We start from the raw sequence: 19,618 nt of genomic DNA, 5'->3' as shown, positions 1-19,618 counted from the left end.
TTGTCCTAAGCTGGTTGTTCGCGTTTGTCACAACAAAGGAGAACATCATGGCGTATGTCGATGGATTTGTCGTGCCCGTACCGAAAGCCAAGCTCGATGCCTACCTGGCCATGTCGCGCAGTTGCGGCGCCGTTTGGCGAGAGTACGGCGCGCTGGAATTTCGCGAATGCGTGGGCGACGATGTCAAGCCGGGCAAGCTGACCTCGTTCCCGCAGGCGGTGGACTTGCAGGATGGCGAAGTGGTGGTGTTTTCCTGGATCGTGTATGAATCGCGCGCCAAACGCGATGAAATCAACGACAAGGTCATGAAAGACCCGCGCCTGGCCGAGATGATGGACCCGGAAAAATTGCCGTTCGATGGCAAGCGGATGATCTATGGCGGGTACGAAATGCGCGTTGACGTTTAAATCACGAGCTGCGCCGGCAACGCCCCGCGCAGCGCATTGCACACGACGATCGCTTCGGCCCGCGCCAGCATGGCGCGCGTGATGATGGTTTCCTGCGCTTTCCAGGCAGGATCGGCCAGCATGGCCGCGCGCTGCACGCCGGGCAGCAGGCCGCAGGACAGGGGCGGCGTGTGCCAGCGGCCGTCCAGCTGCACGAAGACATTGCTGCGCCCACCCTCCGTCAGCTCGCCCCGTTCATTAAAGAACAGCATGTCGAAGCCGCCTTGCGCCTCGGCCGCGCGCCAGGCCGCGTCATAGCGCGTGCGCACGCTGCTCTTGTGGCGCAGGAACAGGTCGCCGGCCGTCGTTGTATCGGGCGCCAACATGACGTTGACCGTCCCCGGCAAGGCGCTGAGCGCGCCGCTTTGCGTCGTCAACTGGCCATCCTGGCGCAGCGCCAGGCGCAGGCGGAAAGGGACATCGTCGGGGCGTGCCGCGCAGGCCGCCTGCAGCGCGGCGCGGGCAGCGTTGGCATCCCAGGAAAAACCGAAATAGGCGCTGGAGGCGGCTAGGCGCGCCAAGTGGCGCTCTTGCAGGCGGCAGCCATGGTTGCGGCTCGCGTGCAAGGTCTCGAACAGTTCGAAGTTGTTGCTCAGGCCCGTCAGGAAGCGGGCCTTGAGCTGGCATTCCGCAAATTCCTCGCGCGGGTCGCTGTCCAGGACGATGCCGGCGCCCACGCCCATTTCGCCGCGCCGGATGCCGTCAGGGCCCGCCGGCTGCAAGGCCAGGGTGCGGATCGGCACGGACATGCAGAAGTCGCCCACCGCGTGGGCAGCACCGGCGGCTGGCGGATCGAACCAGCCGATGGCGCCCGTGTAGATGCCGCGCGGCGCCGGTTCCAGTTCGGCGATGATTTCCATGGTGCGGCGTTTCGGTGCGCCCGTGATCGAGCCGCACGGATACAAGGCCTGGAAGATGTCGCTTAGCGTTGCGTCGTCGCGCAGGCGTGCCTGCACGGTGGACGTCATTTGCAGCACGCTGCTGTAGCGCGTCACCTCGAACAGGGCCGGCACCTTGACGGAGCCCGTGACGGCGATGCGGCCGATGTCGTTGCGCAGCAGGTCGACGATCATCAGGTTTTCCGCGCGGTTCTTCGGGTCCTTGGCCAGGGCGCTGGCGCGGCGCGCGTTTTCTGCCATTTGCTCAGGCGGGGCGGCCGGTGCCGTGCCTTTCATGGGACGCGCCGTCAGCTCGCCCTGCGCGTGGCGCACGAACAGCTCCGGCGACAGCGACAGTAGGGCGCCGCCATCGGGCAGCATCACCAGCGCGCCGTAGGGCACGGGCTGGCGCGCGCGCAGCCGCGCATACAGGGCCAGGGACGAGCCGAAGGCGTCGAAGCGCAAACGATACGTGTAGTTGACCTGATAGGTGTCGCCGGCCACGATGTAGTCGTGGATGCGGTGCAGTGCGCGCGTGAATTCGGCCTGATCCACGTTCGCGCGGATACCGGCCACGCCGGCCGGCGCGGCGTCCGCATCGACGCGCGCGTCCAGCCACTGCGCCACCTCGTCCTGCGACAGCTGCGTGCAATGCTCGAAGACGAGCACTTGCGCCAGCGGTGGCGCGTCAAGGCTGGCCGCGCGCGGCGGCATGGCCAGCAAGTGCGCGCCCAGTTCGTAGCTGCACACGCTGACGGCGTACTGGCCGCGTTGCAAGGCCTCTTGCAGCCCTTCGAGCAGGGCCGGCCACTGTTCCCCCTCGCTGCACCGCAAGACCGCCGCCAGGCCCGTGTACAGGCGCGAACCGGCGCCGGGTGTGCTGGCGTCGTCGAGCAGGGCGAAGCAGTCGGTATGCATGGGGACAGCCGCGGCGGTGACTTACCCCAGCAGCATGGCGATTTGCAGCGCCGCTTCCTGGGATGGATTGATCTTGAATCCGCTCTTGGCGTAGCGGTGCCAGCGTCCGATGACGAAGCTGACGATCAGGGTGGCGCGCGCCGCCACTTCGCTTTCCTTGCCATGGCCTTCGGCGGCGGCCACGCGCAAGGCCTGCTTGAGCGCCAGTTCCACGCGGTCGTAAAACTGGTTCATGCGCACTTGCAGGCGCTCGTCCTCATTGACCAGCGCATCACCGATCAGCACGCGCGTCATGCCCGGATTGCTGATGGCGAAATTGAGCAGCATGCCGATGATGTCGCGCGTCTGCGTCATGCCATCGCTGTGTTTTTCCGCGATCTGGTTGATCAGGCCGAAGACGCTCGACTCGATGAATTCGATCAGCCCTTCGAACATTTGCGCCTTGCTGGCGAAATGGCGGTACAGGGCCGCTTCCGATACGGTCAGTCTGGCCGCCAGTGCGGCGGTGGTGATCTTTTCGCCTTTCGGCTGCTCCAGCATTGCGGCGAGGGCCTGAAGAATTTGTAGCCTGCGTTGGCCCGGCGGTGTGCTTGCCATATTTTCTCTTGTCGTTAAAAAAAATGCTGCCTTGATGGGGAGGTCCGTCACCGCCGCTAGCGGTGCGGCTTCCAGTGTCAACCGGAAGCCCAGGAATCCCCTTCAACGCAGACGGTGAAGGCGGCGTGCCAAATGCCGGACAGATTTTACTTTGACATCGACGTAAGCGGGGCGATTTAACGCCTTGGGCAACTTTGCCACGCCGATCGGATCGGCCATTTTCAGGTATTGCGTGATCCAGGCCGTGCGCAGGCCCAGTTTTTTCGCACCCTTGAGGTTGGCCAGCGTGTCTTCCACCAGAATGCAGCGGCCGGGGCGGATGTGGTGCTTGCGCATCAGTTTGCGCAGCATCAGGGTCGATGGCTTGGGCCGCAGCTGGCGGTGCACATGCATCGCTTCGATGGCGACGTGGTGTGAAAAGTGCCGGCGCAAGCCCAGGTGGCGCATCACGTCGCTTGAATAGCGCAGCGGCGCGTTGGTGAGTAAAATTTTACGGCCAGGCAGGCGTTTGAGTAAAGCCCCCAGCCCCCGCTCGGCGCGTATCATCGCGCGCAAATCGTCGAAGGCATGCGTCTCGTGCAGAAAATGCGCGGCCTGCACCTGATGGTGCTTGACCATGCCCAGCAAGGTGGCGCCATAGCGGCGCCAGTAGGCCGCGCGCGCCGCATTGACGATGGCGTCGTCGGCCGGCGTCACGCCGTCGCCCAGTACGCGGGCAATATAGATATTCATATTGGCCGTGATGGTGGGGAAGATGGCGTGCGAGGCATTGTGCAGCGTGTTGTCGAGGTCAAACAGCCAGACCGGCGACGAGCGGTTAAGATGGGACACAGGCACAGGAGTCTTTGCTAGCGAGAGAAGATGAAAAATTCAACAATCAGGAAAACCATGCGACGCCAGATTATAGTGATGTTTTGCGGATTATTCTTGCTGCCGTTGCAGTCGGCCTTGGCGGAAGCGCCTTCCGTGGCGCAAAAACGGGGCGCGCTGTTCAAGGTGCAGGATGCCAGCCACACCCTGTTTTTGTTCGGTACCATCCACGTCGGCGCGCCCGACTTTTATCCGCTCGAGCCGACCGTGACGCAGGCATTAAACGGCGCCGGTGCGCTGGCGCTGGAGATCGATCCCGGCGCCGATCCGCGCAAGGCCGTCAGCGCCGTGCTGAAATACGGCATGGAGGCGCCGGGCAGCAAAGTACCTGCCGACTGCCGCCAGACCCTGGCGCCGCGTCTTGCGCCGCTGTTGCAAAAATACGGCATCGCGCCCGCAGCGGTGGCGCCGATGAAGCCGTGGATGCTGGCCAGCGTGCTGGCCATCGGCGAATTTTCCACGCTTGGCTACCGCTCCGATCTGGCCGTCGACAGTTATCTGTCGCAGCAAGCCAAGGCGCGCAAGATCCCCGTGGTGGAACTCGAATCGATGGAAGGCCAGATGGCGCTGTTCGGCGCCATGTCGCCGCTCGACCAGTGCCGCTTCCTGGAAGACGGCGTGGCGTCGATCGAAGGCCAGGAACAAAGCCAGGAAGCGCGCGAGATCGCCGATGCCTGGCGCAACGCCGACGCGGCCGCCTTCGACAAGCTGGCCACCAAAGCGGCAACAGACCCCTCGTTCGCCGCGCAGTTCGTGCAAAAGGTGTTGCTGGACGGTCGCAACCCGGCCCTGGCCGACGGCATCGCCAACTTGCTTGCGCGCGAAAAGTCCAGCCTGGCCGCCATCGGCGTGCTGCACTTGGTAGGCGAAAAGAGCGTGCCGAATTTACTGCGTAAACGCGGATTGAAGGTCGAGCGGGTGTATTGAGTTTTGACGACAGAAGGCAGAAGAGATAGCGCTAGCTCAGCCGCGCAAGACACGCGGCAGAGCAGATGGAAAAGTGTTCAGGGCAAGGCGGACTGACGAAGACAGTACGAATGTACGGCGAGGAAGGACAACGCCGCCATGGACAGTTTTACTATGAGGAGATGACGGCAGAGTAGATGAAAAGTGTTCAGGGCAAGGCGCCGAGCCGAAGACAGTACGCATGTACGGCGAGGCGAGGCAACGCAGCCATGGATATTTTTCAGATACGGGGATAAGTCGATGGTGCCCTTGACGTGGATCGAACACGTGGCCTCTCCCTTACCAAGGGAGTGCTCTACCACTGAGCTACAAGGGCATAAAAAATCGGCGCTGGGTGAATTGCGCCGAATTATTTTTTAGTGCGAACGGATCATAGTACCAAAAGCCTGCTCGGTCAACACTTCCAGCAATAATGAGTGTTCGATGCGGCCGTCGATGATGTGCACCGTGTTCACGCCGGACTTGGCGGCGTCGAGCGCGGACGAGATCTTCGGCAGCATGCCGCCCGAGATCGTGCCATCGGCGAACATCTCGTCGATTTCGCGCGCCGACAAGTCGGTCACCAGGTTGCCCTGCTTGTCCTGGACGCCGGCGATGTTGGTCATCATGATCAGCTTTTCCGCTTTCAGGATTTCCGCGATCTTGCCCGCCACGACATCGGCGTTGATGTTGTAGGCCTGGCCATCCTGGCCGAAACCGATCGGCGAAATGATGGGAATGAAGGCGTCGTCCTGCAGAGCCTTGACGACGGCCGGGTTGATCGCGTCGATCTCGCCGACGAAGCCGATGTCGAGGAATTCGCCCGGATGTTCGCGGTCCGGCATCTGCATCTTGCGCGCGCGGATCAAGCCGCCATCCTTGCCCGTCAGGCCCACGGCCTGGCCGCCGTAATGGTTGATCAGCATGACGATATCCTGCTGCACTTCGCCGCCCAGTACCCACTCCACCACTTCCATGGTTTCTTCATCGGTGATGCGCATGCCTTGCACGAAGGTGCCTTGCTTGCCGATTTTTTTCAGCGCGTTGTCGATCTGCGGTCCGCCGCCGTGCACCACGACCGGGTTCATGCCGACCAGCTTGAGGAGGATGACGTCGCGCGCGAAGCCGTGCTTCAGGCGTTCGTCCGTCATGGCATTGCCACCGTATTTGATAACGATGGTCTTGCCGTGGAAATTGCGGATGTAGGGGAGGGCCTCGGCCAGAATCTGCGCCTTGATTTGCGGCGACACCGCCGTCAAGTCGTCATTCATGTCCAGGTTCAAGTTAGCTAGTTGATTCATGGCGAGTCCGGAAAATAGATTTGTGCGATTTTACAGGGAAGAAGAAAATCTTGGAGGCATTATAGGGCGATCTTGTTGTATTTTCCCTGATGATCCTATAGTCTGGCCCGATATGTCCCCCAGCCAGCCCTTTTACTGCCCGTTACATCTGCGTCCCATCCCGGCGCGGCATGACACACACTTGCCAATTCACACACAGCCATGAGCCAGTGCAGCCTGTGCGGCGCCACTTTCCAGTGCGGCCAGCTTGACCCGGACGCCAAGCAACCGTGCTGGTGCGTGGCTCTGCCGCCCGCCATTCCCGTGCCCGGCAGCGCCGCGGGATGCTGGTGCCCCGCCTGCCTGCAAGCCCATATCGCCACCCTGACGCCGCCTGAAAAAGTCCCGACAGCGGCCAAATAAGCGCATCGGCATACTTTTTCCTTTGCAAAAGACCTTGCATTTTGTAGGGGAATAAGGTCAGACTTCGACTTTCAAGAATTTCTTATAGGAAAGTTATGCGCTTCAGGGATATCAGTATCGGCGTGCGCATCAATGCCGGTTATGCCATGTTGATCGTGCTGATGCTGGTCGTCATCGTCCTGTCCGGCAGCCGCATCTATGCCATCCGCGCCGAGACCGACGATATCCTGCAGCGCGACTGGGTCGCCGCCAAGGCCACCAGCAAGATCCACGGGCTGGCGCGCGAGGCGGCCACGCGCATCGGCAACCTGCCGAACCAGCACGAGCTGGCGCTGCGCCAGGCGAACCAGGCGCGCCTCGAAGCGATCAAGCAAGGCATCGACGAGCAGGTGCGCATCCTCGATGGCCTCGATGCGCGGCCCGAGGAACGGCGCCTGCTGGAACAGATGCACCTGGCACGCGCCGGCTACTATGTGTCGCTCAAGGCGATGTTCGAACTGGTCGAGCGCGGCGAGCATGCCCGCGCCGAGCAGGCCATGCAGACGCAGACCTTGCCGGTGCTGGAAAAAGTGCTGCTGTACGTGGGCCAGCTCGACGACTTGCAGCAGCAGCTGATCCGCGACAGCGCGGCCAGGATACGCAACGACATCGACACCTCGCTGCTGCTGATGGGCGGCATCGGCCTGGCGGCCTTGCTGACGGGTCTCGCCTTTGCCTGGTCGGCGCGCTCGATCACGCGTCCGCTGGGCGAGGCGGTGGCGATCGCCACGCGCGTGGCCAATGGCGATCTCAGCTCCGTCATCGAAGTGACGTCGCGCGACGAGACGGGTGAATTGCTGCAGGCGCTCAAGGACATGAGCACCAGCCTGGCCGTCGAGCAGGACCTGCGCCACGCCGTCGAGGTGGCAGAAGATGCAACCAAGATGAAGTCGGACTTCCTCGCCAATATGTCGCACGAAATCCGTACGCCGATGAACGGCATCATCGGCATGACCCACCTGGCGCTGCAGACGGAACTGACGTCGATCCAGCGCAACTACCTGGAGAAGGTGGAATCGGCTTCGAAGAACCTGCTGGCCATCATCGACGACATCCTCGATTTCTCGAAGATCGAGGCGGGCAAGATGGCCTTTGAAAAAGTCGATTTCTTCCTCGAGGACGTGCTGGCGCAGATCGCCGACCTGTCCGTGATGCGCGCGCAGGACAAGGGGCTCGAACTGCTGTTCGACGTCGCCCCCGACGTGCCGAACGCCCTGCAGGGCGATCCGCTGCGCCTGGGCCAGGTGCTGATCAACCTGACCAACAACGCCATCAAATTTACGGACAAGGGCGAGATCGTCGTCACTATCCGCCTGCAGCAGCTGGAAGAGCATGCGGCCGTGCTGCGCGTGGACGTGCGCGACACGGGTATCGGCCTCACGCCGCCCCAGCGCAGCAAATTGTTCCAGGCCTTTACGCAGGCCGACACGTCCACCACGCGCCACCATGGCGGCACGGGCCTGGGGCTGACCATCAGCAAGCGGCTGGTGGAAATGATGGAAGGCGAGATCGACCTGGTCAGCGAAGCGGGCGTGGGCAGCACCTTTTTCTTCACGGCCCGCTTCGGCCTGGCTGCCGTGCCGCGCGATAATTTGCTACTGCCACAGCAATTCCATGGCCTGCGCGTGCTGGTGGTTGACGACAACCCCAGCGCGCGTGAAATCTTCGTCAGCATGCTGACGGCGCTGGGCTTCGAGGCGCGTGCCGTGCTTGGCGGCGCGCTGGCCATCGGCGCCGTGGCGCAGGCGCGCGCCGAGGGGCGGCCGTACGGCCTGGTGCTGATGGACTGGAAAATGCCGGGCATGAACGGTCTCGATACCCTGGCCGGCATCCGCGCCGATGCCGCCGGCATCGATGCGACACCGGCCTGCATCATGGTCACGGCCTTCCATCGCGAAGCGCTGCTGGAGGCGGCGCGCCAGCGCGACTTGCCGCTCGACGGCGTATTGAACAAGCCGATCAGCGCCTCGACCCTGCTCGACCAGATTGCGTTCGTGTTTGGCGGCGTGACGGGGCAGAGCCGCAAGACGCAGCGCCAGAGCAGCTACCGCGACGACGAGCGCGCCTTGCGCGGCGCCTGGCTGCTGCTGGTCGAGGATAATGAAGTGAACCAGGAAGTGGCGCAGCATATCCTCAACGACGCCGGCATCCGCGTCGACATCGCCGGCAATGGCGCCATCGCGCTGGCGAAGATCGCGGAAAACGCCTATGACGGCGTGCTGATGGATTGCCAGATGCCGGTGATGGACGGCTACCAGGCGACGCGCAAGCTGCGCCAGGATCCCCGCTATTCGAATTTGCCCGTGATCGCCATGACGGCCAATGCCATGGTGGGCGACAAGGAAAAATGCCTGGACGCCGGCATGAACGATTTCATCGCCAAGCCGATCGACGTGGCGCAGCTGTTCGGCACCCTGGCGCGCTGGATTGCGCCGGCCACGCCGCAGGAAATGGCGGCGGTGGTGGCGCAGCCGGAAGCGGAGCTGCCCGTGATCGCCGGCCTGAAAATGGCGGAGGCCATGCGCCGCGTGGGCGGCAATGCCGCTTTGATGCGAAAATTGCTGGACCGCTTCGTGGAAACCCAATTCGACGCCATGCAGCGCATCGTTGCCGCCATCGAGAACAACCAGCTGGAAACGGCGATCCGCGAAGCGCATACCCTGAAGGGCCTGGCCGGTAATATCGGCGCCGGCGGCCTGGCCGACAGCGCCGCGCGGGTCGAGCACTTGCTCAGCCTGGGCTCGCACGACGGCTTGCCGCAGGCGCTGGCCGCCTGCACTTTGGCGCTCGACGAGCTGGTGCCGAAGATCGTGCTGGCCATGCAGTCGCGCGGCCATGCGGCCGAGGCGGGTGGCGCGGCGGTGGCGCACGTGGCGCCGGTGGACCGGGCGCACCTGGAAGCAGGCTTGCGCGAGCTGTCGCAGCTGCTGCAGCAGGACGATGCGCAGGCCGTCAAGCACCTCGACGGCATCGGCCCCGTGCTGGTCGCGGCGGGGCAGGCGGAACATGCGCGCCAGTTGAAGCGCATGCTGGGACAATACGATTTCGAAGGTGCGCTAGCGCAGCTGGGCGAAGTGGCCGATGCGCTGGAGCTGACACTGTGAGAAGGATAATGATGCAGAACGAAGGACGGGCATGAGAGCGCCGGCAAGCAAGCCAACCATCCTGGTGGTCGACGACACGCCAGACAATATCGATCTGCTGCGCGCGGTGCTGGAAGACGATTACCGCACCAAGATCGCCGTCAATGGCGAGCGCGCCCTGAAGATCGCCGCCGGCAGCGACCAGCCCGACCTGATCCTGCTCGATATCATGATGCCGGGCATGAGCGGCTACGACGTGTGCCGCGCGCTGAAGGCCGATCCCGCCACGGCCGGCATCCCCGTGATTTTCGTCACGGCCATGAGCGAAGTGGCGGACGAGCAGCTGGGCCTGGCCCTGGGCGCCGTCGACTACATCACCAAGCCGATCTCGGCGCCCATCGTGCTGGCGCGCATCAGGACACAGCTGGCGATGAAGCAGATGCAGGATTTCCTGCGCGACCAGAACCAGTACCTGGAAACGGAAGTGGAGCGCCGCGTGCAGGAAGTGGCGGCGCTGCAGGACGTCACCATCCACGCCATGGCCTCGCTGGCCGAGACGCGCGACAGCGAGACGGGCAACCATATCCGCCGCACCTCGCACTACCTGAAGGCGCTGGCCGAGAAGGTGCGCGGCTTGCCGCGTTTCCGCGATTTTTTGACGGACAAGAATATCGAACTGCTGTTCAAGACGGCGCCGCTGCACGACATCGGCAAGGTGGGCATCCCCGACCATATCCTGCTCAAGCCGGGACGTTTCGAGCCGCACGAAATGGCCATCATGAAGACGCACACCACCCTGGGACGCGACGCCATCCTGGCGGCCGAGCACGAGCTGGGCATCGAAGTCGATTTCCTCAAGTACGCGAAAGAGATCGCCTACAGCCACCATGAAAAATGGGATGGCAGCGGCTACCCGCAAGGGCTGGCTGGCGAAGATATCCCGATTTCGGCGCGCCTGATGGCGCTGGCCGACGTGTACGACGCCCTGATCAGCCGGCGTATCTACAAGCAGGGCATGGACCATGCGCAGGCCGTGCGGATCATCGTTGAAGGACGCGGTTCGCATTTCGACGCCGAGATCGTCGACGCCTTTTTGCAGATCCAGGACCAGTTCATCGCCATCTCCCACCGCTATGCCGACGGCGTATGCGAGATCGCCGACAAGCAGCGGCAGATCGCGCCCTACACCGACAACATCAGCTGACGGTCTTGAAGAAGCGCAGCATTTCGCGGCTCGCGTCCGGCCCTTTTCCATCCGTATAGCTGCCGTTATCGCTGCCGCCGGACCACGCATGGCCGGCGCCGTGGATGACCCAGTATTCGCCCAGCGGCGAGCCATCGGCCTGGCTGTGCGTGGTGCGCGTGTAGCGGTGGCCATTCGGCACGCTGCCGTCGATGGACGCGGCTTTCGCCGCCTTGCCGCCCGCCTGGCTGCGCACGCCCTGGGCGATCAGTTCATCGCCATTGCGCGGGTTGACGGTGGTGTCGCGGTCGCCGTGGAAGACGATGATGGGCACGCCGCCGGCCGGCGCCTTGCGTTGGGCGTTGGGCATGGCGCCGCCCTTCATGGCTGCCAGCGCCGACGGCAAGTCCTGCGCCGAGGCGAAAGGCAAGCCCGAATGCACGCCGACGGCGGCAAACAGGTCGGGATACAAAGTACCGACGATGACGGCCATGGCGCCGCCCGCCGACAGGCCGGCGACGAACACTTCGCGTTCATTCACAGGATATTCGTCGATCACTTGCCGGGCGATGCCGGCGATCAGCGATGGTTCGCCCTGGTCGCGCTGCTGGTCGATGGCGTTGAACCAGTTCCAGCAACGCGAACTGTTGGCACCCTGCGTTTGCGCCGGGTAGACGACAAAGCATTCCTTTTCTTCGGCCAGCGCATTCATCTGCGTGCCGGCGGCGAAGTCGTCGGGATTTTGCGTGCAGCCGTGCAGCATCACGATCAGCGGCATGGCCTGGCCGTGATAGCTGCTGGGGATATACAGTTTGTAGGAACGCGTGCCCGCATGGTTGCGGTACACGCCGTCGATGAACTGTGCACCTGCGGGTATCTCCACCGGCGTGGCGGCCGGCGCGTTGAAGCCGGGTGGGTGGAAGTTCGGCAGCTCGAAGCTGGGCATGTCGAAGCTGTGCTGGCCCAGGCCGGCCGGTACGCCCAGGCGCGACATGAAATCCTGCGCGAAGTCCTGCGCCACCTGTGCGGCCGTGGGTGGCGCGGCAGGCGTCTCTGGTGCGGCGGCAGCTTGCGGCTGCTCGGCTCTGGCTTGCGGCGCAGGTGGCGGATTAATGTCACGCATCGGCTGCGGTGGCGGCGTTTGCGTGGCGGCAGCCTGCGGCGCCAGGCCGGCGGCGGACAGCGCTTGCTGGATCGCTTCGGTGGCGGCGGCGGGACCGCTGCCCATCAGGTTGCGGGTTGCGGCGCGCATCTGCGCCAGCATGTTGAGAGGTAGTTTCATGACCATCCTTAACGGTGCCGCGTATCGGCCGGGTCATCGCCGCGAACCAATACGCTAGTGAATTCGCCCTGCGAGCGCCGTCTTGACGACGGTGCTGGCGTGCAGGGCACCTAATACGAAAATCGACTCGATGGTGGCCAGTGCCAGTTCCACGGAGACGTCGCTGGCGATGCTGGCCAGTCCCAGCACCTGTATCTGCAGGCGCTGGCCGGCTGCCTGGATCGCTTCCAGGTCGGCGCGCGAGTAATGCTGCATGCCCAATACCAGGCTTTTACGGGCGACGGTTTGTTTCACCACGTCGGCGTGCGTACCCAGTTGGTTGCGTATGGCCGTACGGATCAGATCCGTACGGTTGGAATAAAATCCCTCCTGGACCAGCAGATCGATCTGCCCCAGGTCGATCAAGCCGAGGTTGATCGTGATTTTCTCGGATTCCCCAATTTTGGGCTTGCTGTCTTGCTTGGCCATATCTCTCCATAAACTCCACGTGGCATCCATTTGCCATCTGTATGGATGGTAGTATAGTTGTGTAATATCTCAAGTCAAGCAGGATCTGGCCTGATCGTGTTGTAGGACGGGCACCCGCAGAGTGAGAATGCAGCGCAAAATAAATTTCCGGAAGATGCGTTTTTGATCATTTGTACTCTGGAAAATATATTCACAGAAACATTGCATGCCGATCCCGTCGACTCGCCGGTGCCGTTTCGCGGCATAATGAAGCCTCCACGTTTACCGATGCCGCTTCATGATGGTCGCTACCCCACCTCCGCCAGCCGTTCCGCTTCCCTTGCCGTCGCCGGTACCGTCGCCCTGCGTCAGCCTGTGCAAGATGAACCGCAACAGCGGCTTGTGCGAAGGCTGTTTGCGCACGCTCGACGAGATCATGGCCTGGAGCAAGGCCGACGACGACTTCAAGCGCGCCGTGTGGGCCGAATTGCCAGGACGCGAATCCCTGCTCGATTTCGAGTCCGACTACTGAGGAAGCCATGCCGCGATCGCCAGCGCTGTTCCCCGATGCCATGCAGGTATTCGAACGCGGCTGGCTGTCGTCGAACAACATCCTGTTCCTGGGCCGGGAGGACACGACCCTGATCGACAGCGGCTATGTCACGCATGCGCCGCAAACCCTGGCCCTGCTGCGCCATAGCCTTGCCGGCCGTCCCCTGGACCGCCTGTTCAACACCCATCTGCATTCCGACCATTGCGGCGGCAACGCGCTGCTGCAAGAGGAGTACGGCTGCCATACGGCCATTCCCGTGTCGGAAGCGGACAAGGTGCGCGCCTGGGATGTCGACGCCCTCAGCTTCCAGGCCACGGGCCAGCAATGTCCGCGCTTCGGCTTTGATGCCACCATCTCGCCCGGCGACACGTTGACCTTGGCCGACATGCGCTGGCAAGCGCTGGGCGCACCGGGCCACGATCCGCACTCGCTGATTTTTTACTGCGCCGACGAGGGCATCCTGATCTCTGCCGACGCCCTGTGGGAAAACGGCTTTGGCGTGATCTTCCCCGAACTCGATGGCGGCTCCGGTTTTCCTGAGGCGCGCGCCACCCTGGACCTGATCGCCAGCCTGGACGTGCGCGTGGTGATCCCCGGCCACGGGCGGCCGTTTCAGGATGCGGACGGCGCCCTGCAGCGCGCCTATTCGCGCCTCGATTACCTGGCGTCCGATCCCGTGCGCAATGCGCAGAACGCCGTAAAAGTGCTGCTGAAATTCCTGCTGCTGGAACGCCAGCGCATCGCCCTCGCCGAGATACCGGCTCTGCTGCGCGGCATGCCCGTCTTCGAAGAGGCCAACCGGCGCTTCCTGCGCCAGGAGGCGGCCGCGCTGGCCGAGTGGGCCGTTTCCCAGTTGATGCGGGCCACGGCCGCGCGCATCGAGGGTGAGTACTTGCTTAACGAGGGTTGAAACACAGTCGCGATAAATTCAGCACGATCGTACTTTTTCTGCACTATAATCAAGCTCAGTGTGTTTCTCATCCCGATCAACTTTCCAGCGAGTCCGCCATGGCATTGCCTGTTGCGTTGCAAAACCTCTCCTTACCCGTTATCGCTTCGCCGATGTTCATCGCCAGCGGCCCGGCCCTCGTCGCGGCGCAGTGCAAGGCCGGCATCGTCGGGTCCTTCCCGGCCCTGAACGCGCGTCCCGCCGAATTGCTCGACACGTGGCTTACGGAGCTGCAGGCCGAACTGGCCGCCTTCCAGGCCGCCAATCCGGACAAGAAAGTCGGGCCGATCGCCGTCAACCAGATCGTGCACCAGTCGAACGACCGCCTCGCGCATGACGTGGAAGTGTGCGTCAAACACCGGATCCCCATCATCATTTCCTCGCTGCGCGCGCCGCCCAAGGAAATGCTCGACGCCATCCACAGCTATGGCGGCATCGTGCTGCATGACGTGATTTCGATCCGCCACGCGAAAAAGGCGCTGGAAGCTGGTGTCGATGGCTTGATCCTGGTGGCCAGCGGCGCTGGCGGCCACGCGGGCACCCTGTCGCCATTCGCGCTGGTGGGCGAAGTGCGCAAATTCTTCGACGGTCCGCTGGCCCTGTCCGGCTCCATCGCCACGGGCGACGCCGTACTGGCCGCGCAAGCGATGGGCGCGGACTTTGCCTACATCGGCTCGCGCTGGCTGGCGACCAAGGAATCGAACGTCAGCGACGGCTACCGCGACGCCATCGTCGATTCCAGCGCGGCGGACATCGTCTACACGAACCTGTTTACTGGCGTGCACGGCAATTACCTGAAAAAATCGATCGAAGCGGCCGGACTCGATCCGGAAGCCTTGCCCGAAGCGGACAAGAGCGCGATGAATTTCGGCTCGGGCAGCGCCAAGGCCTGGCGCGACATCTGGGGCGCGGGCCAGGGCGTAGGCTTGATGAATGACGTGCCGAGCGTGGAAGAGATGGTGGCGCGCCTGAAAGCCGAATACGATGCGGCGCGCGCGCGGTTGAAGCTGTAATCGTTGTTGCGATGGTGGTGGTGTCGGATTACGCGGCGTGCCGCCGCTAATCCGACCTACGACCTATGATGGCGGTGTCGGATTACGCCACCGGGCACTGGTAGGTCGGATTAGCGCGCAGCGCGTAATCCGACAACACCTCCATCACTCCTGCTTCAAATCTTCAGGCTTGATGGCCCACAGCCCCGGCAGGTTGCGCCAGTAGCCATACGCATCCATACCGAAGCCGACGACGAAGCGGTTCGGGATCACCAGGCCGACGATGTCGGCTTGCACGGGCTTTTTCTTGCCGATGGCCTTGTCGGCGAACACGGCCAGGATGACTTCCGAAGCACCCATGTCCAGCAAGCGCTGCTTGACGTGCGCCAGGGTTTCGCCTTCGTCGAGAATATCATCGAGCACGATGACGGTGCGGCCCGCCACGTTCGAGCGGGGGATGACTTTCCACACCACTTCGCCACCCTTGTCGTCGTCGCCGTAGCGGCTTACGTGGATGTAGTCGAATTCGAGCGGAAAGCTCAGTTGCGGCAGCAGGCTGCCCGTAAACACGACGGCGCCGCCCATCACGCCCAGCACCAGCGGGAACTCTTTCGAGTCCTCGGCGTTGAAGCGCGTGTTGAGCACATCGGCCATGCGCGTGATCGACGCCTGCACGGCGTCTTGGTCGAACAGCAGTTCCGCGTTCTTGATCAGGTCACGGGCACGATTGTGATGAAATTCTTGCATGGACTCTTGCATGGCGATGAATGGGGCTGATGATGAATGCGGGTATTATCCCGCAAACGCCATCCGTGCGCTACGCCTAGCTGTAATCGCGCACGTCGTCGATTATTTTCCCATCTTGCGCCAGGCTGCCCACGGCCACCAGCACCACGTCGCCGCGCAGCTTGGTCAGTTCGCGGATCGAGCCGATGATGGCCTCGGTGCCGCTGGCGTCATGGGGATTATCGACTTCGCAATGCAAAGTCATTTCGTCGTTGGCCATGCGGCCAGACACCACCAGCCGCGCCTTCTTGATTTGCGGGTGGCGGCGCGTGATTTCATGCACCTGCGACGGATGCACGAACATGGCGCGCACCTTGGTGGTTTGATCGGCGCGTCCCATCCAGCCTTTGATGCGCGTATTCGTGCGCCCGCACGGCGACTCCGGCGTATTGACCAGCACGGCCGACAGATCGCCCGTGGCAAAGCGGATCAGCGGGTAGTCGGCATTGAAGACGGTGACGACGACTTCGCCCACTTCACCCGGCGCGACGGGAATGCCGCTGCCCGGATGGACGATTTCCAGCAGTATGTTTTCATCAACGACCATGCCCGGATTGAGTTTGCCATTGCTGGCCGTCTCATAGGCGATGCTGCCTATATCGGCCGAGGCATAGGTCTGGAACACGTGCGGCACGCCGTTCGCGGCAAACCAGCTGCGCAGGGATTCGGGCAAGGCTTCGGCGCCCATCACGGCCTTGGTGACGCTGCTGATGTCGGCGCCCATTTCGCGCGCTTTTTCGATGATCAGTTTTAAAAATGACGGCGTGCCGATATACGTATCCGGCTTCAGGTCGACCATCGCCTGCACCTGCATTTCCGTCTGGCCGATGCCGGCCGGGATGACGGTGCAGCCGATGCGCGCGGCGCCCCCTTCGACCATGAAGGCGGCCGGCGTGAAGTGATACGAAAAGCAGTTCTGCAGCAAGCCGCCGGCGCGCACGCCGGCCGCATACATGGGCCGCGCGAAGCGCCACCAGTCGGGGCCGCGGCCTTCCGGATCGAAGATGGGACCGGGCGAGACGAAGACGCGCGACAGGGCGTTTTTCGGCGTCGTGTTCAAGCCGCCGAACGGCAGCGCGCCGTGCTGCAATTGCTTGAGGTCGGACTTGCGCGTGACGGGCAGCTGCGCCAGCGCGGCGCGGCTGGTGATGTCGGCCGCGTTGACGCCATCGAGGATGCGGGCCCAGCCCGGCGCCTGTTGCGCGCGCGCGATCAGCTGCGGCAGGCCGGCCATCAATTCGCGTTCGCGCGCTTCGGGGGCGCGTGCTTCCAGACTGTCGAGCGTATCGGTCATGTTGCGGATTCTCCAATGTCACGTTGCATTTTTTTCGTCAGCCCCGCCAAAATCAGGCTGTATGAGCGGTGTAGCAGGGCGGCCATTTCGTCGTCGTCGAGGGCGTCGGGACTGGCGACCAGCACCCATTTGGCCCGCGCCAGGTAGGGCGCCGGGCGAAAACCGGGGCGGTCCGTCAGTTCCAGGAAGCGCTCCGCATCGACCTTGAAGCTCATGCCGCGCGTACTGTGCGCTTCCGCGCCGCATAGCGCGAACAGGCGGCCACCGACAGAAAACGCCAGCACGTTGCTCCACTTGATGTCTTCGGTCGCGCCGGGAAAGCCGCGGCACACTTGCTTCGCCCGTTCCAGGTCCATGACGGCAGCTCCGATATCAGGCCAGCCAGCGCTTGCGGCGGCGGTAGAACTTCATGTCGCGGAAGCTCTTGCGCCCGGCGCTGGACACGCCCAGGTAAAACTCTTTGACGTCTTCGTTGCTGGCCAGTTCCTGCGCTTGCCCTTCCATCACGACTCTGCCGTTTTCCAGGATGTAGCCGAAGTCGGCGTAGCGCAGCGCCACGTTGGTGTTCTGTTCGGCCAGCAGGAAAGAGACGTTTTCCTTGTGGTTCAAATCCTTCACGATGCCGAAGATCTCTTCGACGATCTGCGGCGCGATGCCCATCGAGGGCTCGTCCAATAAAATCATCGACGGCTTGGCCATCAGCGCGCGGCCGATGGCGCACATCTGCTGTTCGCCGCCCGAGGTGTAGCCGGCCTGGCTGCTGCGCCGCGTTTTCAGGCGCGGAAAATAGTGGTAGACCTTGTCCAGCGCGTCTTTCAGCTCGCCGCGCGACAGGCTGCGCGTATAGGCGCCCGTCAGCAGGTTTTCCTCGATGGTCAGGTGGCCGAAACAGTGGCGCCCTTCCATCACTTGCGACAGGCCCCGCTTGACCAGTTCATTCGGCGTCAATTGGTCCACGCGCTCGCCCTTGAACTGGACTTCGCCCTTGGTGACGTCGCCGCGTTCGCCGCGCAGCAGGGTCGAGATGGTTTTCAAGGTGGTCGACTTGCCGGCGCCGTTGGCGCCCAGGAGCGCCACGATCTTGCCCTGCGGGACTTGCAGCGACACGCCCTTCAGGACCAGGATCACGTGGTCGTAGATGACTTCGATGTTGTTGACCGACAGGTAGGGCGGCGCGGTGTCTGGTGTTTGCGTGGCAGTGGGTATCATGGCTGCTTCGTTTTCATGTGATGTTGGTGCTTGTCGGATTACGCTACGCTAATCCGACCTACGTGGATGCGGCGTAGGTCGGATTAGGCCGCAGGCCGTAATCCGACACCATCCCGAAAGCCGCTTACTTCATGCACGCCGGCGTGATCTTTTTCTCTTCGGCGTACTTGCCCGACGATTCCTCGACCAGCTTGCGCACCAGGGCCTTGTCGCCGACGATCCATTTCGGCGTAATGGCGGTCCACTTCTTGCCATCCCACTGCTGCACTTTCACGGCGCCCGAACCCTCATGGTCGTCGCAGCTGGTTTTCACGGTCGGGAACATGCCCAGCGCACCCACGGCCTTCTGGCGCGCATCGTCGACGTTCAGGTTTTCCAGGCCCCAGCGCATTTGCTCGCCCGTGATCGGTTTACCCTTGCCGAATTTTTCCTGCGCCACGCGGATCGCTTCCACCCACAGGATGCCGGCCGTCACGCCGCGCATGTGGTAGACGGAGCCGATGCGCGACTGGTCGGACAGGTTGCCCTTGCCGGAGGCGTAGAGTTTCTTGCGGATGTCGTCGAGCACGGGGTAGTTGCCCGGCGTATTGAAGGTCATCGCCGTGTAGCCCTTGGCTGCGTCGCCCGATGGAATCGTGTCTTCCTCGGAGCCGGCCCACCAGACGCCCAGCATTTTGTCGCGCGGGAAGCCGTTGCGCTGCGCCGTCTTGATGGCCACGGAGTTCATCACGCCCCAGCCCCACAGGATCACGTGGTCCGGCTTGGCCTGGCGGATTTGCAGCCATTGCGACTGCTGTTCGCTGCCCGGTGGCGCGACGGGAATTTTCACCAGCTCGAAGCCGTACTGTTTCGACAGCGCTTCAAGCACGGGCAGTGGCTCCTTGCCGAAGGCCGAATCGTGGTACAGGTGGACGATCTTTTTGCCTTTCAGCTTGTCCATGCCGCCATCCTTGTCGCCCAGGTACTTGATCATGGCGGCAGCCTGGCTCCAGTAGCTGGAGATCAGCGGATACACATACGGGAAGACCTTGCCGTTGGCGGCGTCCGAGCGGCCGTAGCCGATCATCGTCATGGGGATCTTGTCCTGTGCCACGCGGTCGAGGATGCCGTAGGCGACGCCCGTGGACAGGGTTTCGACCAGGGTGGCGCCGCCCTGCTTGGTTTTAAGGCGCTCATAGCATTCCACGCCGCGCGACGGGTTGTATTCGGTTTCGCATTCTTCCCAGCTGATTTTCACGCCATTGACGCCGCCGGCCTGGTTGACCAGGTTGAAGTAATCGATGATGCCGCCGTAGAAACCGGAGCCGCCGGCCGCGTAAGGACCCACGCGGTAGGACGGCAGGGCGATGTACTGTTCCTTGTCCTGCGCTTGCGCGCTGCCGGCCATGGTGAGTGCGGCACTGGCGATGGCGGCGGCCAGCATGAGCGATTTGATGTGTTTCAT

The 19,618-nt window shown here is 63.1% G+C and carries 19 protein-coding genes and 1 tRNA gene; 8 read left to right on the top strand and 12 right to left on the bottom strand.

The features are described 5' to 3' along the window. Nucleotides 1-47: 47 nt before the first annotated feature. On the top strand, nucleotides 48-407 hold the full coding sequence (locus tag MRBLMS1_RS17835) for a DUF1428 domain-containing protein (RefSeq protein WP_485880771.1): 360 nt from the start codon (nucleotides 48-50) through the stop codon (nucleotides 405-407). Here the strand turns inward: MRBLMS1_RS17835 and pabB are convergent. The 3 genes from pabB to MRBLMS1_RS17820 form a co-directional block, all read right to left on the bottom strand. Beyond that, nucleotides 404-2,242, bottom strand: a complete 1,839-nt coding sequence (gene pabB, locus MRBLMS1_RS17830; protein WP_485880769.1) for an aminodeoxychorismate synthase component I — start codon at nucleotides 2,240-2,242, stop codon at nucleotides 404-406. The two genes, MRBLMS1_RS17835 and pabB, sit on opposite strands and share 4 nt — an antisense overlap. 21 nt (nucleotides 2,243-2,263) lie before the next feature. After that, nucleotides 2,264-2,839 (bottom strand): nucleoid occlusion factor SlmA, encoded by a 576-nt coding sequence (slmA, locus tag MRBLMS1_RS17825; RefSeq protein ID WP_034752791.1) that lies wholly within the window; start codon nucleotides 2,837-2,839, stop codon nucleotides 2,264-2,266. A 102-nt stretch (nucleotides 2,840-2,941) separates the two neighbouring features. Next, on the bottom strand, nucleotides 2,942-3,676 hold the full coding sequence (locus tag MRBLMS1_RS17820; RefSeq protein ID WP_128140757.1) for an HAD-IA family hydrolase: 735 nt from the start codon (nucleotides 3,674-3,676) through the stop codon (nucleotides 2,942-2,944). Between the two features lie 90 nt (nucleotides 3,677-3,766). Between MRBLMS1_RS17820 and MRBLMS1_RS17815 the strand changes: the two genes are divergently transcribed. Beyond that, nucleotides 3,767-4,636, top strand: coding sequence for a TraB/GumN family protein (locus MRBLMS1_RS17815; protein WP_485880766.1), 870 nt, complete (start codon nucleotides 3,767-3,769; stop codon nucleotides 4,634-4,636). Nucleotides 4,637-4,916: 280 nt separating this feature from the next. Here MRBLMS1_RS17815 and MRBLMS1_RS17810 read toward each other — a convergent pair. Both MRBLMS1_RS17810 and argB read right to left on the bottom strand, forming a co-directional pair. Continuing rightward, nucleotides 4,917-4,991: transfer RNA gene (locus MRBLMS1_RS17810), tRNA-Thr, on the bottom strand. 40 nt (nucleotides 4,992-5,031) lie between these two features. Further along, nucleotides 5,032-5,925 (bottom strand): acetylglutamate kinase, encoded by an 894-nt coding sequence (gene argB, locus MRBLMS1_RS17805; protein WP_010393729.1) that lies wholly within the window; start codon nucleotides 5,923-5,925, stop codon nucleotides 5,032-5,034. A gap of 231 nt (nucleotides 5,926-6,156) precedes the next feature. Between argB and MRBLMS1_RS17800 the strand changes: the two genes are divergently transcribed. From MRBLMS1_RS17800 to MRBLMS1_RS17790, 3 genes are all read left to right on the top strand, one after another. Then, the gene (locus tag MRBLMS1_RS17800; protein WP_485880764.1) at nucleotides 6,157-6,357 is read left to right on the top strand and encodes a cysteine-rich CWC family protein; all 201 of its coding nucleotides are present in this window, start codon (nucleotides 6,157-6,159) and stop codon (nucleotides 6,355-6,357) included. Between the two features lie 95 nt (nucleotides 6,358-6,452). Then, nucleotides 6,453-9,500, top strand: a complete 3,048-nt coding sequence (locus MRBLMS1_RS17795) for a response regulator (protein WP_485880762.1) — start codon at nucleotides 6,453-6,455, stop codon at nucleotides 9,498-9,500. 31 nt (nucleotides 9,501-9,531) lie between these two features. Then, complete coding sequence (locus MRBLMS1_RS17790; protein WP_456148171.1) at nucleotides 9,532-10,683, top strand: response regulator; 1,152 nt, start codon at nucleotides 9,532-9,534, stop codon at nucleotides 10,681-10,683. Here MRBLMS1_RS17790 and MRBLMS1_RS17785 read toward each other — a convergent pair. Together MRBLMS1_RS17785 and MRBLMS1_RS17780 are read right to left on the bottom strand one after the other, a co-directional pair. Beyond that, nucleotides 10,676-11,944 carry an extracellular catalytic domain type 1 short-chain-length polyhydroxyalkanoate depolymerase gene (locus tag MRBLMS1_RS17785; protein ID WP_485880760.1) on the bottom strand — a complete coding sequence of 423 codons (1,269 nt, stop codon included), beginning with the start codon at nucleotides 11,942-11,944 and terminating at the stop codon, nucleotides 10,676-10,678. The genes MRBLMS1_RS17790 and MRBLMS1_RS17785 overlap by 8 nt on opposite strands. 54 nt (nucleotides 11,945-11,998) lie before the next feature. Further along, nucleotides 11,999-12,412, bottom strand: a complete 414-nt coding sequence (locus MRBLMS1_RS17780) for a CopG family transcriptional regulator (RefSeq protein ID WP_034752801.1) — start codon at nucleotides 12,410-12,412, stop codon at nucleotides 11,999-12,001. Between the two features lie 277 nt (nucleotides 12,413-12,689). Between MRBLMS1_RS17780 and MRBLMS1_RS17775 the strand changes: the two genes are divergently transcribed. The 3 genes from MRBLMS1_RS17775 (at nucleotide 12,690) to MRBLMS1_RS17765 (ending at nucleotide 14,906) form a co-directional block, all read left to right on the top strand. Beyond that, entirely contained in the window at nucleotides 12,690-12,923 is a 234-nt protein-coding gene (locus MRBLMS1_RS17775; protein WP_485880757.1) for a DUF1289 domain-containing protein, read from the top strand. A gap of 7 nt (nucleotides 12,924-12,930) precedes the next feature. Beyond that, nucleotides 12,931-13,854: an MBL fold metallo-hydrolase gene (locus tag MRBLMS1_RS17770; protein ID WP_485880755.1), complete on the top strand. Its 924-nt coding sequence runs from the start codon at nucleotides 12,931-12,933 to the stop codon at nucleotides 13,852-13,854. Between the two features lie 98 nt (nucleotides 13,855-13,952). Next, complete coding sequence (locus MRBLMS1_RS17765) at nucleotides 13,953-14,906, top strand: NAD(P)H-dependent flavin oxidoreductase (RefSeq protein WP_485880753.1); 954 nt, start codon at nucleotides 13,953-13,955, stop codon at nucleotides 14,904-14,906. 144 nt (nucleotides 14,907-15,050) lie between these two features. Here the strand turns inward: MRBLMS1_RS17765 and MRBLMS1_RS17760 are convergent, their stop codons facing one another. The 5 genes from MRBLMS1_RS17760 to MRBLMS1_RS17740 form a co-directional block, all read right to left on the bottom strand. After that, complete coding sequence (locus MRBLMS1_RS17760; protein WP_058049341.1) at nucleotides 15,051-15,632, bottom strand: hypoxanthine-guanine phosphoribosyltransferase; 582 nt, start codon at nucleotides 15,630-15,632, stop codon at nucleotides 15,051-15,053. Between the two features lie 76 nt (nucleotides 15,633-15,708). Beyond that, nucleotides 15,709-16,965, bottom strand: a complete 1,257-nt coding sequence (locus tag MRBLMS1_RS17755; protein WP_485880751.1) for a phenylacetate--CoA ligase family protein — start codon at nucleotides 16,963-16,965, stop codon at nucleotides 15,709-15,711. Beyond that, the gene (locus tag MRBLMS1_RS17750) at nucleotides 16,962-17,321 is read right to left on the bottom strand and encodes an MmcQ/YjbR family DNA-binding protein (protein WP_485880749.1); all 360 of its coding nucleotides are present in this window, start codon (nucleotides 17,319-17,321) and stop codon (nucleotides 16,962-16,964) included. Before MRBLMS1_RS17750 ends, MRBLMS1_RS17755 begins: the two co-directional genes overlap by 4 nt. A gap of 16 nt (nucleotides 17,322-17,337) precedes the next feature. Continuing rightward, nucleotides 17,338-18,174, bottom strand: coding sequence for an ABC transporter ATP-binding protein (locus MRBLMS1_RS17745; RefSeq protein WP_485880747.1), 837 nt, complete (start codon nucleotides 18,172-18,174; stop codon nucleotides 17,338-17,340). Nucleotides 18,175-18,298: 124 nt separating this feature from the next. Continuing rightward, nucleotides 18,299-19,618: an ABC transporter substrate-binding protein gene (locus tag MRBLMS1_RS17740; protein WP_034752814.1), complete on the bottom strand. Its 1,320-nt coding sequence runs from the start codon at nucleotides 19,616-19,618 to the stop codon at nucleotides 18,299-18,301.

Source organism: Massilia sp. LMS1-1-1.1, from assembly GCF_040815535.1.
GTDB classification, from domain to species: Bacteria; Pseudomonadota; Gammaproteobacteria; order Burkholderiales; family Burkholderiaceae_D; genus Janthinobacterium; species Janthinobacterium aestuarii.
Note: the sequence above shows the minus strand (reverse complement) of the source record. Positions and strands in the feature narration are given on the sequence as shown.